A 14,689-nucleotide genomic window follows, 5' to 3' on the forward strand; every position below is an offset into this window, starting at 1 on the left:
GCGGTGCCGCGTCAGGCGCCAACCGCCTTTCACTTCTCGAATTCAGGAATTTTCTGATCCATGGGCAAATCGCTGGTCATTGTGGAATCCCCGGCTAAGGCCAAGACCATCAACAAGTATTTGGGCAACGAATACGTGGTGAAGTCGAGTATCGGCCATATCCGAGACCTGCCCACCAGCGGTTCGGCTAGCGCCAGCAAAGAGCCGGCCGCCAAGCGCGGCAAGGCTGCTGCGGGTGAAGCGCCGGCACTGTCGCCTAAAGAAAAAGCGCGCAAGCAGCTGGTCGCGCGCATGGGGGTCGATCCGGATCATGGCTGGAAAGCCAAGTACGAGATCCTCCCGGGCAAGGAAAAAGTCATCGAAGAGCTGCGCCGGCTCGCCAAGGATGCTGACACCATCTATCTCGCAACCGACTTGGACCGCGAGGGGGAAGCCATTGCCTGGCACCTGCGCGAAGCCATCGGTGGTGACGATAGCCGCTACAAGCGCGTGGTATTCAACGAAATCACCAAGAAGGCGATCCAGGAAGCCTTCTCCCGGCCGGGCGAGCTGGATATCGACCGCGTCAACGCCCAGCAGGCCCGTCGTTTCCTCGACCGCGTCGTGGGCTACATGGTTTCGCCACTGCTGTGGGCCAAGATCGCTCGTGGTCTGTCCGCCGGTCGCGTGCAGTCGGTTGCCGTGAAGCTGGTGGTTGAGCGCGAACGTGAAATCCGTGCGTTCATCCCGGAAGAGTACTGGGAAGTGCACGCCGACCTCGGCACCGCAAAAGGCGCGACCGTGCGTTTCGACGTGGCCCGCGAAAAAGGCGAAGCCTTCAAGCCGCTCAACGAAGCCCAGGCCATGGCTGCGCTGGAGAAGCTCAAGGCTTCCAGCTACAGCATCGTCAAGCGCGAAGACAAACCGACCAGCAGCAAGCCGTCGGCGCCGTTCATCACCTCCACCCTGCAGCAGGCCGCGAGCAACCGCCTGGGCTTCGGGGTGAAGAAAACCATGATGATGGCCCAGCGTCTGTACGAAGCCGGCTACATCACTTACATGCGTACCGACTCGACCAACCTCTCGGTTGATGCCGTGGCGATGGCGCGTACTTATATTGAAGGCGAGTTCGGCAAGAAGTACCTGCCGGAAACCCCGAACGTCTACAGCAGCAAGGAAGGCGCACAAGAGGCTCACGAAGCGATTCGTCCCTCCGACGCCAACACCGAACCAAGCAAGCTGTCGGGCATGGAGCGTGACGCTGAGCGCCTCTACGAGCTGATCTGGCGCCAGTTCCTGGCTTGCCAGATGCTGCCGGCGCAATACCTGTCGACGACCGTCACTGTGGGCGCCGGCGACTTCGAGCTGCGCGCCAAGGGCCGCATCCTGAAGTTCGACGGTTACACCCGTGTCATGCCGCAAATCGCCAAGCCAGGCGACGACGATGTGCTGCCGGACATGGCCCAGGGCGACGCGATGAAGCTGATCAAGCTTGATCCGACCCAGCACTTCACCAAGCCACCGGCGCGTTACTCGGAAGCCAGCCTGGTCAAGGAAATGGAAAAACGCGGCATCGGTCGTCCTTCGACCTACGCAGCGATCATTTCGACCATTCAGGACCGGGGTTACGTGGCGTTGCACAACCGTCGCTTCTACTCGGAAAAGATGGGCGACATCGTCACCGAACGCCTGGCCGAGAGCTTCTCGAACCTGATGGACTACGGTTTCACCGCCGGCATGGAAGAGCATCTCGATGACGTGGCCCAGGGCGAACGCGACTGGAAAAACGTACTCGACGAGTTCTACGGCGACTTCAAGAAGAAGCTCGAAGTAGCCGAAAGCCCGGAAAGCGGCATGCGTGCCAACCAGCCGGTGATGACAGACATTCCGTGCACCACCTGCGGTCGTCCGATGCAGATCCGCACCGCGTCGACCGGCGTGTTCCTCGGATGCTCGGGCTACAGCCTGCCGCCGAAAGAACGCTGCAAGGCCACCGTCAACCTGGTACCGGGCGACGAAATCGCCGCGGACGACGAAGGTGAGTCGGAGTCGCTGGTATTGCGTGGCAAGCATCGCTGCCCGATCTGCAGCACGGCGATGGATGCCTACCTGCTGGACGAGAAGCGCAAGCTGCACATCTGCGGTAACAACCCGGATTGCGATGGCTACGAAATCGAAGAGGGCACCTATCGCATCAAGGGCTATGAAGGTCCGAGCCTGGAATGCGACAAGTGCGGCAGCGAGATGCAGCTCAAGACCGGCCGTTTCGGCAAGTTCTTCGGCTGCACCAACGCGACCTGCAAGAACACCCGCAAACTGCTGAAGAGCGGTGATGCGGCGCCGCCGAAGATGGACCCGGTGAAGATGCCTGAGCTGAAATGCGAAAAGGTCAACGACACCTATATCCTGCGCGACGGTGCATCCGGCTTGTTCCTGGCGGCCAGCCAGTTCCCGAAAAACCGTGAGACTCGTGCTCCGCTGGTGATGGAAATCATCCCGCACAAGGATGAGATCGATCCGAAGTATCACTTCCTCTGCGAAGCGCCGAAGAAAGATCCCGATGGCCTCCCGGCTGTGATTCGTTACAGCCGCAAGACCAAGGAACAGTACGTGCAGACCGAAGTTGACGGTAAGCCGACTGGCTGGAAAGCGTTCTACGACGGTGGCAAGTGGACGGTTGAAGACAAGCGCCCGGCAGCGAAGGCTTGAAACTGTAGGAGCAAGCTCGCTCCTACAAAAGGCCGCATGGGAACTGCGAAGGCGTAGAATCGCAAGACCCCTGTAGGAGCGAGCCTGCTCGCGATGGTCGTCAACGATAACGCGGGCTTTCAGGATGCCCGCGTTGCTCTCAAGTCCATCGCGAGCAGGCTCGCTCCTACAGGACCTGCGTGAAGCAATTATTTCGTTGTGGAGGCTGCCGTCATGGCCCACGAACTTTATACCCGCACCAATCAGAAGATTTATTTCGCCGGCTTGTCGCTGGAAGCACTGGCGCGCACTGAAGAGGGTCGGGCGATGAATTCGCTGGCGCTGATCCAGGCCGGACGCGAATCTGCGTTGTTTCACCTGTACGGCGCGCTGTTGGGCCTGTGTCATGAAATCGCCGGCTTCTATCGCCTGCCTCAGGCCAATGCACCCCGTGCGGAGCTGCTGCTGACCCGCGAAGTGCTGGAAACCATCGCCATTCCGGAAATGGCCGAGTTGGTCGAACTGGCCAATAACCCGGAGACCTGGCTGGCCAAGTTGTTGGCTGCCCATGCTGCGTTGTTTCAGCCGCCGCGCGCGCCCCACAAGCCAAAAGGGGACGTGACCCAGCCACTGATCCAGGCGGTCAATCTGGATGAAGTGGATGAGCCAGAGGAACTGAGTCGGGAAGAGCTGGAGAGCTGGCGCCAGAATCTGAAAGGATTGGCGATCCGCTTTCGCGAAGGTCTGAACGAGTGCTGACAGAAACAGTTTTGGGATGGCATCTGGTCAAGATCCCGAGCGAAGCCTGGCCGATGCCTATATAATCCCCGCCTTTCGTGGAGAACAGTCCTTTATGCCAACGTCCTTTCTAGAAATTGTCGAGTTACCAGACGGCCGTATCGAGCTGCGCAGGGCTGAGGACGAGGGTTCTCTGGTTACTTTGGATTTCTCCGAGGACGCCAAAGCGTTCCTGCAAGGGCAGCACGTGGAAGTCGCCAAGGCGATGTTGAGCGTGGGAGTCCAGATGGCAGGTCGCCTGGTTGAAGGCGAATTCGACAAGGACGAGGGGCCGCGGGTTCTTCATTGATCCCCGTCCGTCGGTTTTTTTGATGTCGCTACACATCGGCTTCTCTCTCCCTGGAGAAGCCTCGCGCGGTGAAGTTCGCGCCCCGGCTGTCAGTTATCCCAAACGAATATTCAGGCTCTGAGCGTCCCCGGTCCGGGCGGCGCTGATCAGCTGTTGCCGGGATTGGCTGCTCAACGGGTTGAGCCAGCTGACAACCGTATGGCTGCGCCCAAGACGCAGGGCTTCGCAGGTCAGTTGCTGAGCACTTTGGGTGCCTCGGGGGTGCAGCAACAGAATGCGCTCGCGGTTGAGGCCGGCATCTCGCAGCCAGGCTTGAGTCAGGCTGGCGGGCGGCGCGATCAGTGTCAGCCAGCGTGCGTCCTGGTCCTGGCTCAACTCCCTGAGGATAGGTGCCAGAAGGCTCAGGCAGTTCCCGGCTGCACCACGCAGTGACAGCTCGCTGAAAACGTCAGGTTCGGCGCTCCAAGGGGACTCGACTACGTCTTTCAGGATCGGCGCCAATGGCTGTGCCATGAACGCTTCGAACAACGGCAGTTGGGTTTGCTGTGGTGATGGCTGTGGGAACTGCATGGAGCCTCCTTTAGCGGCGAATCACGCCGACACTCAAGCCTTCGATCACCAGTTCCTGATCTTGAAGGTTCACTTCGATAGGGGCGAACTCGGGGTTCTCGGCGATCAGCCAGACTTTGCTGCCGTCACGCTTGAAGCGCTTGACGGTCACTTCGTCGCCGATTCGTGCAACCACGATCTGGCCGTTACGGGCTTCGCGGGTGGTGTGGACGGCCAGCAGGTCGCCGTCGAAAATGCCGACATCCTTCATGCTCATCCCGTGGACGCGCAGCAGGTAGTCGGCGCGCGGATGGAAGAAGGCAGGATTGATGTTGCAGGACTCTTCGATGTGTTGCTGCGCTAGAATCGGGGCACCGGCTGCGACCCGGCCAATGATCGGCAGGGTGGAATCGTCGGCCTTGGCTTCGAAGCCGGGGATGCGAATGCCACGGGAGGCGCCAGGCGTCATCTCGATGGCACCCTTGCGGGCCAGCGCCTTGAGGTGCTCTTCCGCCGCATTGGGTGACTTGAAACCCAGTTCCTGAGCGATTTCCGCACGGGTGGGGGGGTATCCGTTGTCTTCCAGGCAGCGTTTGATGAAAGCCAGAATCTCTGCTTGTCGTGGCGTCAGCTTTAGCATATTGATCGCTCTGTTTTTTTATACAGTGACTGGGATTATATACAGTAAGGCGATCTTGGCAATGCTCCATTTTTCAGTCGCCGCCAGACGGTCAATCAGTCAGTGGATTCAAGCTTCGCCGTTGTGTGGTTAAATATCTGACCGACCATTCCCGAAACGAACTGCCAGACTTGACAAGGCACAGGCTGAAACGTATGTTTCAAACAAGTGTTTGTCAGGCGGAGTAGCCATGGCCCAGTCGGAAACCGTTGAACGCATTCTTGATGCAGCCGAGCAGTTGTTCGCGGAAAAAGGTTTCGCTGAAACCTCGTTGCGCCTGATCACCAGCAAGGCCGGTGTCAACCTGGCGGCGGTGAACTATCACTTCGGTTCAAAGAAGGCGTTGATCCAGGCGGTTTTCTCGCGGTTCCTCGGGCCGTTCTGCATCAGCCTCGATAAAGAGCTGGAGCGGCGTCAGGCCAAGCCTGAAATCAAGCCGACCCTCGAAGAGTTGCTGGAAATCCTCGTCGAGCAGGCCCTGGTGGTGCAGCCGCGCAGCGGCAACGACCTGTCCATCTTCATGCGTTTGCTGGGGCTGGCGTTCAGTCAGAGTCAGGGGCACTTGCGTCGTTATCTGGAGGACATGTACGGCAAGGTATTCCGCCGCTACATGATGCTGGTCAATGAAGCGGCGCCGCGTATTCCGCCCATCGAACTGTTCTGGCGGGTGCACTTCATGCTGGGTGCGGCGGCGTTCAGCATGTCCGGTATCAAGGCCTTGCGCGCGATTGCCGAAACCGACTTCGGCGTGAACACCTCGATCGAGCAGGTCATGCGCCTGATGGTGCCATTCCTGGCCGCCGGCATGCGTGCCGAATCCGGTGTGACCGATACGGCCATGGCCACTGCCCAGTTGCGTCCGCGCAGCAAATCGACACCGGTTGCCGCCAAGGTTTAACCGCGCACGGGTGGGCGCGGCAGCTGACATCCGCTAAGCTAGCCGCCCATGCCGACTCTCGTTCTGAACCCGTTTTCCATCGAACTCGCCAATCTGCCAGGTCTTGCCCCTGGTGGCGAATTCGTGTGGGCAGGGTTTTCTGTTATCAAGGAATTTTTATGACTGCTGGCTTGCAAGGCTCGTTGATGGTGGACGTCGCCGGTACCTGGCTGACGGCTGAAGATCGCCAATTGTTGCGCCAGCCCGAAGTGGGCGGCCTGATCATTTTTGCCCGTAACATTGAGCATCCGCGTCAAGTGCGCGAGCTGAGTGCAGCGATTCGCGCCATTCGCCCCGATCTGCTGTTGGCGGTGGATCAAGAGGGCGGCCGCGTGCAGCGCCTGCGCCAGGGTTTCGTGCGCCTGCCCGCCATGCGCGCCATTGCCGACAACCCGAACGCCGAATACCTGGCCGAGCAGTGCGGCTGGATCATGGCGACCGAAGTGCTGGCCGTTGGCCTGGACCTGAGCTTCGCCCCGGTGCTCGACCTCGATTACCAGCGCAGCGCCGTTGTCGGCACCCGTTCGTTCGAAGGTGATCCCGAGCGCGCTGCCTTGCTCGCGGGTGCATTCATCCGTGGCATGAACAGCGCCGGGATGGCCGCTACTGGCAAGCATTTCCCGGGTCATGGCTGGGCCGAGGCTGATTCCCACGTCGCGATCCCGAATGATGAACGCAGTCTCGATGAGATCCGCGCCAACGACCTGGTGCCGTTTGCCAGACTGAGCAAGCAACTGGCCGCGGTAATGCCGGCCCACGTTATTTATCCACAGGTCGATTCCCAGCCCGCAGGCTTCTCCCGCCGCTGGTTGCAGGACATCCTGCGCGGCGAGTTGCAGTTCGATGGCGTGATCTTCAGTGACGACCTGTCCATGGCGGGCGCCCACGTGGTCGGCGATGCCGCCAGCCGTATCGAAGCGGCGCTGACGGCCGGTTGCGACATGGGCCTGGTGTGCAACGATCGCGCTGCCGCCGAATTGGCCCTGAGCGCTGCGCAACGCCTGAAGGTCAAGCCTTCCGAGCGCATTGCGCGGATGCGCGGCCAGTCGTTTGCCAGCACCGAATACCGTCAAGACCCGCGTTGGCTGGCCGCTGTCGGCGCGCTCAAAGAAGCTCAATTGATTGATTAAGGACTGTTCGTTATGACGGTTTACGCGATTATCGGTGGCACTGGCCTGACTCAACTCGAAGGCCTGAGCATTCGCCAGTCACTGGCAGTGGACACGCCTTATGGTGCACCTTCGGCCGACGTGCAAATCGGCGAGTATGCCGGCAAGGAAGTGCTGTTCCTCGCGCGTCACGGCCATCCCCATCGTTTTCCGCCGCATCAGGTCAATTACCGCGCCAATCTCTGGGCGCTGAAGCAGGCAGGTGCCGAAGCCATTCTGGCGGTCAATGCCGTGGGCGGCATCCATGCCGCCATGGGCACCGGGCATTTCTGCGTGCCGCATCAGTTGATCGACTACACCAGTGGTCGCGAGCACACCTACTTTGCCGATGACCTGGAACACGTCACCCATATCGACTTCAGCTACCCCTATAGCGAGCCGTTGCGCCAGCAATTGATCGCGGCGCTGGCGGCGGAAGGTGTGGGCTACAGCAGTCATGGCGTGTATGCCTGCACTCAAGGGCCGCGCCTGGAGACGGTGGCTGAAATCGCCCGGCTGGAGCGTGATGGTTGCGACATCGTCGGCATGACCGGTATGCCGGAAGCGGCCCTGGCCCGCGAGCTGGAACTGGATTACGCCTGTCTGGCGCTGGTGGTGAACCCGGCGGCGGGCAAGTCGACGGCGGTGATCACCATGGCCGAGATCGAGCAGGCGTTGCATGACGGCATGGGCAAGGTGAAATCGACGTTGGCGCGGGTGCTCAAGGGCTGAGCTCCGCTTGATATCGAGTTGACTTCATCGCGAGCAAGCTCGCTCCCACAGGTTTAGTGGCGTTCGTAGAGTTTGTGTTCGACGCGGTCATTGTGGGAGCGAGCTTGCTCGCGATAGCGGACGAATAAGCGCCGCATATCTCAACGTTTTCCGAGATTTTCCGGCAACGGCGCAAACAGCGCCTCGATATCATCATTCTGCAGTTTCCAGTCTCCGGCCTTGCGCCCATCCAGCACGCCGGCCGCGAGGTCGGATTTTTCCTTCTGCAGGTGCTGGATCTTCTCTTCCACCGTGCCGCGCGCAATCAGTTTGTAAACGAACACGGGCTTCTCCTGGCCAATGCGATACGCCCGGTCGGTCGCCTGGTTTTCAGTCGCCGGGTTCCACCACGGGTCGTAATGAATCACCGTGTCCGCTTCAGTCAGGTTCAGGCCAACGCCACCAGCCTTCAGGCTGATCAGAAATATCTGACGCTTGCCACTCTGGAATTCCTTCACCGGAGTGCGGCGGTCGCGGGTCTGGCCGGTCAGCAGGGCGTAGGCGATTCCACGCTTGTTCAGCTCATCCTCAATCAGCGACAACATTGAAGTGAACTGCGAGAACAGCAGGATCCGCCGACCTTCCTCGAACAATTCCTCGAGCATTTCCATCAGGCTGTCGAGTTTGCCCGAGGTGCTGCCACGGCTTGGCAGGGTCGCCTCGTTGACCAGGCGCAAATCGCAGCACACCTGACGCAGTTTCAGCAGCGCTTCGAGAATGATGATCTGGCTGCGGGCTACGCCTTTGCGGGTGATCTCGTCGCGGACTTTCTTGTCCATGGCCAGGCGCATGGTTTCGTAAACGTCACGCTGGGCCTCGTTGAGTTCGACCCAGTGGATGATCTCGGTTTTCGGCGGCAACTCAGTGGCCACCTGTTCCTTGGTGCGGCGCAGCAGGAAGGGTTTGATCCGGCCGTTGAGGTGCTGAAGCCGGACCTCGCTGGTGCGTTTTTCAATCGGTACGCGGTAATCGCGGTTGAAGCTTTTGACGTCACCGAGCCAGCCGGGCAAGAGGAAGTGAAACAGTGACCAGAGTTCGCCGAGATGGTTTTCCAGTGGCGTGCCGCTCAGGCACAGGCGCTGCCGGGCATTGAGCTCGCGGGCAGCCTGGGCGGCCTTGCTGGTCGGATTCTTGATGTACTGCGCTTCATCCAGCACCAGTATGTGCAAGGGCTGCGCCGCCAGACGCTCGACATCCTTGGGCAACAGCGCATAGGTGGTCAGGATCAGGTCGTAGTCAGCCAGCTTGTCGAAGTGTTTTTTGCGGCTGGCACCGTACAGCGCCAGTACCTTGAGCTGCGGCGTAAAGTGCGCTGCTTCGTCGAGCCAGTTGGGAATCAGGCTGGTCGGCATCACCACCATGCACGGCCGATCGAGACGGCCGGCGTTTTTCTCGCTCAGTACGTGCGCCAGTGTCTGCAGGGTTTTGCCCAGGCCCATGTCGTCGGCGAGAATGCCACCCACTTCCAGCTGCCGCAGCGATTGCATCCAGCTCAAGCCCTCAAGCTGATACGGGCGCAGGGTCGCATTCAAACCTTCGGGGGCGGCGGCCGTGTGGTCCTTGATGTCACGCAGGCGCTGGGCAAAGGTGCGGATCTGTTCGCCACCCTCCCAGAGCAGTGGCATGTCTTCCAGCGGATTCAGGCGCGTGGCATCGGCCTTGCTCAGGCGCAGCGTGGTGTCACCGGGTTCCTGCAGGTAGAACTCGCCGAGGGTGGCCAGCACCGGTTTCAAGCGGCCAAAGGGCAGGGCGACTTGCAGCGGGCCGTGCTCGGAGTTCGGGCGATGGGGGATGTTGACCAGGATCAACTCGTCGTCGCGGCGTCGGGCAAGGCGCTCCGGGTTGAGGATTTCGGTGTGGGAGCGCATCAGGTTGAGCAGGATCGGCAGCAGGCTCAAGCGCTCGCCGTTGACGATGATCCCCAGTTCCAGGTCGAACCAGTCGCGCTCCGGAGCCTGTTCGACCGTGGCGTACCAGTCATCTACCGCCGTCAGGTCGAACCCGAAGTCCTCGTCGATCTGCAATTCCCAGCCCTGGGTGCGCAACTTCGGCAGTTCATTGAGGGTAAAGGTCAGCCAGGCGCTGTCATTGACCATTTCGAACAGCTCGCCGGCACTTTCCGGCAAGGCCTTGCTTTGCCGGGTAGCGACTTTGAAGCCGAGGATTCTCAACTGTTCCCGGTAGGACTGTTCCACTTCCGGGTGGCGTTTTATCCGCAGCGTCTGGGTTTCCTGGCGAATCAGGATATCGGTGTTTTTCTGTCCGGAGACGTACTCGTCCAGATAGCTGAAGGACAGCGCCGCGCGATGCTGGATGTAACGCTGCATCCGGCCGTTGCGCGGTTCGAAGGCGCTGAACTCGATGCTGGCCAGCCACAGGCGCGGAACCGGCTGCACATTGTCCACCAGCACTTGCGGCGGGGCTTTCGGGCTGCGGTTTTCCAGGACGGCCTGGAGTTTTTCCAGGAGTTCGGCGTCTTTGGCGGCAGCGGGGTAGTCGAGGGTTTCCTGCACTTGCAGGAGCACCGCTGCGCAATGTTTGCAGTTGTTGTGGACCGGGCAGGAGCAGATGGCGTCGACCATCAGCAGCGTGCCTTTGGCTGACTCGCGCAGGCGAATGGTCTGACGGTAAACGTTACCGCCCGAGCCTTCGCAGGCGGCGACGATGGTTGCGTCGCCGGCCTCGACGATCCTGACACGATTCTCCAGCGCGTAACGGCGACCACGCTCCAGGCTCTGTTCCTTGAATCGGCTGACCCAGGATGGTGCCAGGGGTTTGCTCAGGGTCGCGGACATAGGGAATCAGTCCGGAATTTCTTCGGGAGCTGCTCGGGGGGCGGGGGCGGTCAGCGAAGTGATCTTGATCAGCAGGCCGAGGTGGCCGTTGTCGAGGAAGTTCAACTGGCCGTTCTTGGTGTGGCTTTCCTGTTTCAAGCGCTCGCTGGCAGTCACCATGCCATTGGCATCGATCTGATTGACCCAGAAATCGGCGTCGACGTCGGTAAAACGTCCCAGTTTCATGCTCAGCGTGCCCTCGATCGGGAACTGACCATATTGTTCCTTGCCGTCGCTGATCGCCACTTTGCTGGCGTTTTCGCCGAGCGTCTGTTGCCAGGCCTTGTGCAGCAATACCGTGTAGTCGGCGCTGCTGGTGAGTTTTTCCACCTCGCCATTCAGGCTTGGCGTACGCAGGCTGTCGGGGCTGACGGGTTGGGCGCCAGCAGCCCAGTCTTCCGGTGCGGCGCGGCTGACAATCGCCGGCACGGCGTTTTGCCGGACCAGAATCATTTCGACCTGATACAGGTCATCGGCAGATGCCGTGGGGGCGGCCAGCGCTGGCATCAAAAGGGTCAGCAGGGTCAGTGAGCGGAACAGGCGCATGCGGCGTCCTTCAAGCAGTTTTCGGAACGAGGCGCTCGAACAGCGCCTCTACAGTATTAAAGCGCTCTTCCGGGCGCTCCATCGGAACCATGAACTTGAACATCGTGGCCCCTTCGAATTTGTAGCGTTTTGGCTGGCTCTGGATCAGCTTGATCAGGGTCAGCGGGTCGACCGGCGTCTGCGCCGCGAACTCGACGCGACCGCCTTGCGGGCCGCCGTCGACTTTCTTGATGCCCAGTTGCTCGGCCTGCAACTTCAATGCAGTGATGCGGATCAGGTTCTTGGTCGGTTCCGGCAACAGGCCGAAACGATCGATCATCTCCACCTGCAAATCCTTGAGACCGTCCTCATCGGTGGCCGAGGCAATGCGCTTGTAGAGAATCAGGCGGGCGTGGACATCCGGCAGGTAGTCTTCCGGAATCAGTGCCGGTACCCGCAGGTTGACTTCAGGCCCACCGCCGAGCGGTTGATCGAGGTTCGGCTGCTCGCCCTTGCGGATCGACTTCACCGCGCGCTCGAGCATTTCCATGTACAGCGTAAAGCCGACCGCCTGGATCTGCCCGCTCTGACCGTCACCGAGCAGTTCGCCGGCACCACGGATTTCCAGGTCGTTGGTAGCGAGCACGAAGCCCGCGCCGAGGTCCTGGGTGTTGGCGATCGCTTCCAGGCGCTTTTCCGCGTCCGGCGTGATTTGCTGGCGCGGTGGCGTCAGCAGGTAGGCGTAGGCCTGGTGGTGACTGCGCCCGACCCGGCCGCGCAGCTGGTGCAGCTGGGCCAGGCCGAACTTGTCGGCACGCTCGATGATGATGGTGTTGGCGCTCGGTACGTCGATGCCGGTCTCGATGATGGTCGAGGCGATCAGCACGTTGAAGCGCTTGTGGTAGAAGTCGCTCATCACCTGTTCGAGTTCGCGCTCGCGCATCTGCCCGTGACCGATGCCGATCCGTGCTTCCGGTACCAGTTCGGCGAGGTCAGCGGCGCATTTCTCGATGGTCTTCACGTCGTTGTGCAGGTAATAGACCTGGCCGCCACGCAGCAACTCACGCAGCAAGGCCTCTTTGACCGTGCTCTTGTTCTGCTCCATGACGAAGGTGCGTACCGACAGGCGGCGGGCCGGCGGGGTGGCGATGATCGACAGGTCACGCATGCCCGACACCGCCATGTTCAGCGTGCGCGGAATTGGCGTGGCGGTCAGGGTCAGGATGTCGACTTCGCTGCGCAGGGCCTTGAGCTGTTCTTTCTGGCGCACGCCGAAACGGTGTTCCTCGTCGATGATCACAAGGCCCAGGTTTTTGATCTTCACGTCGTCCTGCAGCAGCTTGTGCGTGCCGATGACGATGTCGATCTTGCCTTCGGCCAGATCGGCGACGGCGGCATTCACTTCCTTGGCCGACTTGAAGCGGCTCATCACTTCCACGGTCACCGGCCAGTCGGCGAAGCGGTCGCGGAAGCTGTTGTAATGCTGCTGGGCGAGCAGGGTGGTCGGCACCAGGATCGCCACCTGGCGACCTCCATGCACCGCGATGAACGCGGCGCGCATCGCCACTTCAGTCTTGCCGAAGCCGACGTCGCCGCACACCAGGCGATCCATTGGCTTGGGCGCGAGCATGTCTTCGCGCACCGCCTCGATGGTGGTTTGCTGATCCGGGGTTTCTTCGAACGGGAAACCGGCGCTGAAGGTGGCGTAGTCGGCTTTCGGGTCGGCGAAGGCATAGCCTTCACGGGCGGCGCGGCGTGCATAGATGTCGAGCAATTCGGCGGCCACGTCGCGCACCTGTTCGGCGGCTTTGCGCTTGGCTTTCTGCCAGGTCTCGGAACCGAGGCGGTGCAGCGGGGCCAGGGCATCGTCGCTGCCGGTGTAGCGGGCGATCAGGTGCAGGTTGGCCACCGGCACGTAAAGCTTGGCGCCTTCGGCATATTCCAGGGCAAGGAATTCGGCGGTCTGGTTGTCGATTTCCAGGGTGGCCAGGCCCAGGTAACGGCCGACACCGTGGTCAATGTGCACCACCGGCGCACCTTCGCGCAGCTCGGTGAGGTTCTTGATGACCGCGTCGTTGTTGGCATCGGCGCGTTTTTCCCGGCGACGGCGCTGCATCACGCGCTGGCCGAACAGCGGGCTTTCGGCAACCAGGGCCAGGGCTGGATCGTCCAGTACCAGGCCTTCATCCAGCGGCGCGATAGTGATCGCCAGGCGGTCTTTGCCAGCGACGAAATCTGGCCAGCTGTCGACGGTTTTCGGTCGCAGCTTCAGGCGTTCCAGCAGTTCCAGCAGCACTTCGCGACGGCCTGCGGATTCGGCGGTAAACAGCACGCGACCGGGAAACTCGTCGAGGAAACCGGCCAACGCCGCCAGCGGCTGGGTGGCCTTGGCTTCGATGGCCAGGTTCGGCAGTTCCCGCGCGGGGAAGCGTTCGCGGCCGACGCCGGGCTCCACGTCCTGCTGGCTGGCGACCACCCGTGGCCAGTTTTTGAGGCGGGCAAAGCAATCCTCTACCGGCAGGAACAGTTCGGCGGGCGGCAATAAAGGACGGGACGGGTCGACACGGCGTTCTTCATAGCGATTGCGCACGTCGTTCCAGAAGTTTTCCGCGGCTTGCTCGATGCCCGGCAGGGAAAACACTTGCGTGTCTTGGGGCAAGTAATCGAACAGCGTCGAGGTTTCCTCGAAGAACAGCGGCAGGTAGTACTCGATGCCGGCCGGGGTAATCCCGCTGCTCAAATCCTGGAAAATCGGGCAGCGGCGGAAGTCGACGTCAAAACGCTCACGGAAGCGCGCCTTGAAACGGGTGACCGCTTCTTTCTGTAGCGGGAACTCCTTGGCCGGCAACAGCTTGACCGAGTCGACTTTGTCGATCGAGCGTTGGTTCTCCGGGTCGAAGGTGCGCAGGGTTTCGATTTCGTCGTCGAACAGGTCGATGCGATACGGCAACTTGCTGCCCATCGGGAACAGATCGATCAGCGAGCCGCGAACGGTGAACTCACCGTGTTCATACACCGTATCGACGTAGCGATAACCCGTGGCTTCAAGCCGGGTGCGCATTTGCTCGACGTCGAGTTTCTGGCCGATGTCCAGCACCAGGCTGCTGCCGAGCAGGAATTTGGTCGGTGCCAGGCGATGCAGGGCGGTCGTGATCGGCACCACCAGTACGCCATGGCTCAGTTCCGGCAACCGGTACAGGCTGGCGATGCGCTGGGAAATGATGTCCTGGTGCGGCGAGAACAGGTCGTAGGGCAGGGTTTCCCAGTCGGGAAAGTGCAGTACGGGCAAATCCGGGGCGAAGAAACCCAGCTCCTGTTCCAGCCGTTCGGCACTTTGGCTGTCGGCGGTCAGCAGCAGGGTAAAGCGCTTGGCAGCGCTGGCGGCCTCGGCAATGGCCAGGCTCAGGGCGGCACCGGGCAGGTTGCCCCAGTGCTGTTTACCTGCCGAGGCAGGGAGAAGCGGTAGACGCAGAACGGGCACGGAAGGTTGAG

The 14,689-nt window shown here is 61.0% G+C and carries 11 protein-coding genes; 6 read left to right on the forward strand and 5 right to left on the reverse strand.

Annotation, left to right across the window (positions count from 1 at the left end):
- Nucleotides 1-60 precede the first annotated feature (60 nt).
- The 3 genes from topA to ACXX83_RS05510 all read left to right on the forward strand — a co-directional run bounded on the left by topA (nt 61) and on the right by ACXX83_RS05510 (nt 3,754).
- Nucleotides 61-2,688 (forward strand): type I DNA topoisomerase, encoded by a 2,628-nt coding sequence (gene topA, locus ACXX83_RS05500; protein WP_458547763.1) that lies wholly within the window; start codon nt 61-63, stop codon nt 2,686-2,688.
- A 213-nt stretch (nt 2,689-2,901) separates the two neighbouring features.
- Complete coding sequence (locus ACXX83_RS05505; RefSeq protein WP_015095954.1) at nt 2,902-3,426, forward strand: DUF6586 family protein; 525 nt, start codon at nt 2,902-2,904, stop codon at nt 3,424-3,426.
- A 94-nt stretch (nt 3,427-3,520) separates the two neighbouring features.
- On the forward strand, nt 3,521-3,754 hold the full coding sequence (locus ACXX83_RS05510; protein WP_007991404.1) for a hypothetical protein: 234 nt from the start codon (nt 3,521-3,523) through the stop codon (nt 3,752-3,754).
- Between the two features lie 93 nt (nt 3,755-3,847).
- On the opposite strand, the gene sulA is transcribed toward ACXX83_RS05510, so the two are convergent.
- Nucleotides 3,848-4,324: an SOS-induced cell division inhibitor SulA gene (sulA, locus tag ACXX83_RS05515; protein WP_095965240.1), complete on the reverse strand. Its 477-nt coding sequence runs from the start codon at nt 4,322-4,324 to the stop codon at nt 3,848-3,850.
- A 10-nt stretch (nt 4,325-4,334) separates the two neighbouring features.
- Entirely contained in the window at nt 4,335-4,943 is a 609-nt protein-coding gene (gene lexA, locus ACXX83_RS05520; RefSeq protein ID WP_007974043.1) for a transcriptional repressor LexA, read from the reverse strand.
- A gap of 229 nt (nt 4,944-5,172) precedes the next feature.
- Between lexA and ACXX83_RS05525 the strand changes: the two genes are divergently transcribed.
- From ACXX83_RS05525 to ACXX83_RS05535, 3 genes are all read left to right on the forward strand, one after another.
- Entirely contained in the window at nt 5,173-5,880 is a 708-nt protein-coding gene (locus tag ACXX83_RS05525) for a TetR/AcrR family transcriptional regulator (protein WP_007974041.1), read from the forward strand.
- A gap of 158 nt (nt 5,881-6,038) precedes the next feature.
- Nucleotides 6,039-7,049, forward strand: a complete 1,011-nt coding sequence (gene nagZ / locus ACXX83_RS05530; RefSeq protein ID WP_007974039.1) for a beta-N-acetylhexosaminidase — start codon at nt 6,039-6,041, stop codon at nt 7,047-7,049.
- A gap of 12 nt (nt 7,050-7,061) precedes the next feature.
- Nucleotides 7,062-7,799: an S-methyl-5'-thioinosine phosphorylase gene (locus ACXX83_RS05535; protein ID WP_007974037.1), complete on the forward strand. Its 738-nt coding sequence runs from the start codon at nt 7,062-7,064 to the stop codon at nt 7,797-7,799.
- A gap of 140 nt (nt 7,800-7,939) precedes the next feature.
- On the opposite strand, the gene ACXX83_RS05540 is transcribed toward ACXX83_RS05535, so the two are convergent.
- From ACXX83_RS05540 to mfd, 3 genes are read right to left on the reverse strand one after another with little or no spacing between them, the layout of a single operon-like run.
- On the reverse strand, nt 7,940-10,633 hold the full coding sequence (locus tag ACXX83_RS05540; protein ID WP_458547764.1) for an SNF2-related protein: 2,694 nt from the start codon (nt 10,631-10,633) through the stop codon (nt 7,940-7,942).
- A gap of 6 nt (nt 10,634-10,639) precedes the next feature.
- On the reverse strand, nt 10,640-11,218 hold the full coding sequence (locus ACXX83_RS05545) for a CsiV family protein (RefSeq protein WP_015095948.1): 579 nt from the start codon (nt 11,216-11,218) through the stop codon (nt 10,640-10,642).
- 10 nt (nt 11,219-11,228) lie between these two features.
- Nucleotides 11,229-14,678 carry a transcription-repair coupling factor gene (gene mfd / locus ACXX83_RS05550; protein WP_126046419.1) on the reverse strand — a complete coding sequence of 1,150 codons (3,450 nt, stop codon included), beginning with the start codon at nt 14,676-14,678 and terminating at the stop codon, nt 11,229-11,231.
- Between the last annotated feature and the right edge of the window lie 11 nt (nt 14,679-14,689).

The sequence above is a fragment of the Pseudomonas sp. GNP012 genome (assembly GCF_054343835.1).

Coding starts and splice junctions, on each gene's coding strand:
- topA (WP_458547763.1), top strand. CDS start 61: ATGGGCAAATCGCTGGTCATTGTGGAATCCCCGGCTAAGGCCAAGACC.
- ACXX83_RS05505 (WP_015095954.1), top strand. CDS start 2,902: ATGGCCCACGAACTTTATACCCGCACCAATCAGAAGATTTATTTCGCC.
- ACXX83_RS05510 (WP_007991404.1), top strand. CDS start 3,521: ATGCCAACGTCCTTTCTAGAAATTGTCGAGTTACCAGACGGCCGTATC.
- sulA (WP_095965240.1), bottom strand. CDS start 4,324: ATGCAGTTCCCACAGCCATCACCACAGCAAACCCAACTGCCGTTGTTC.
- lexA (WP_007974043.1), bottom strand. CDS start 4,943: ATGCTAAAGCTGACGCCACGACAAGCAGAGATTCTGGCTTTCATCAAA.
- ACXX83_RS05525 (WP_007974041.1), top strand. CDS start 5,173: ATGGCCCAGTCGGAAACCGTTGAACGCATTCTTGATGCAGCCGAGCAG.
- nagZ (WP_007974039.1), top strand. CDS start 6,039: ATGACTGCTGGCTTGCAAGGCTCGTTGATGGTGGACGTCGCCGGTACC.
- ACXX83_RS05535 (WP_007974037.1), top strand. CDS start 7,062: ATGACGGTTTACGCGATTATCGGTGGCACTGGCCTGACTCAACTCGAA.
- ACXX83_RS05540 (WP_458547764.1), bottom strand. CDS start 10,633: ATGTCCGCGACCCTGAGCAAACCCCTGGCACCATCCTGGGTCAGCCGA.
- ACXX83_RS05545 (WP_015095948.1), bottom strand. CDS start 11,218: ATGCGCCTGTTCCGCTCACTGACCCTGCTGACCCTTTTGATGCCAGCG.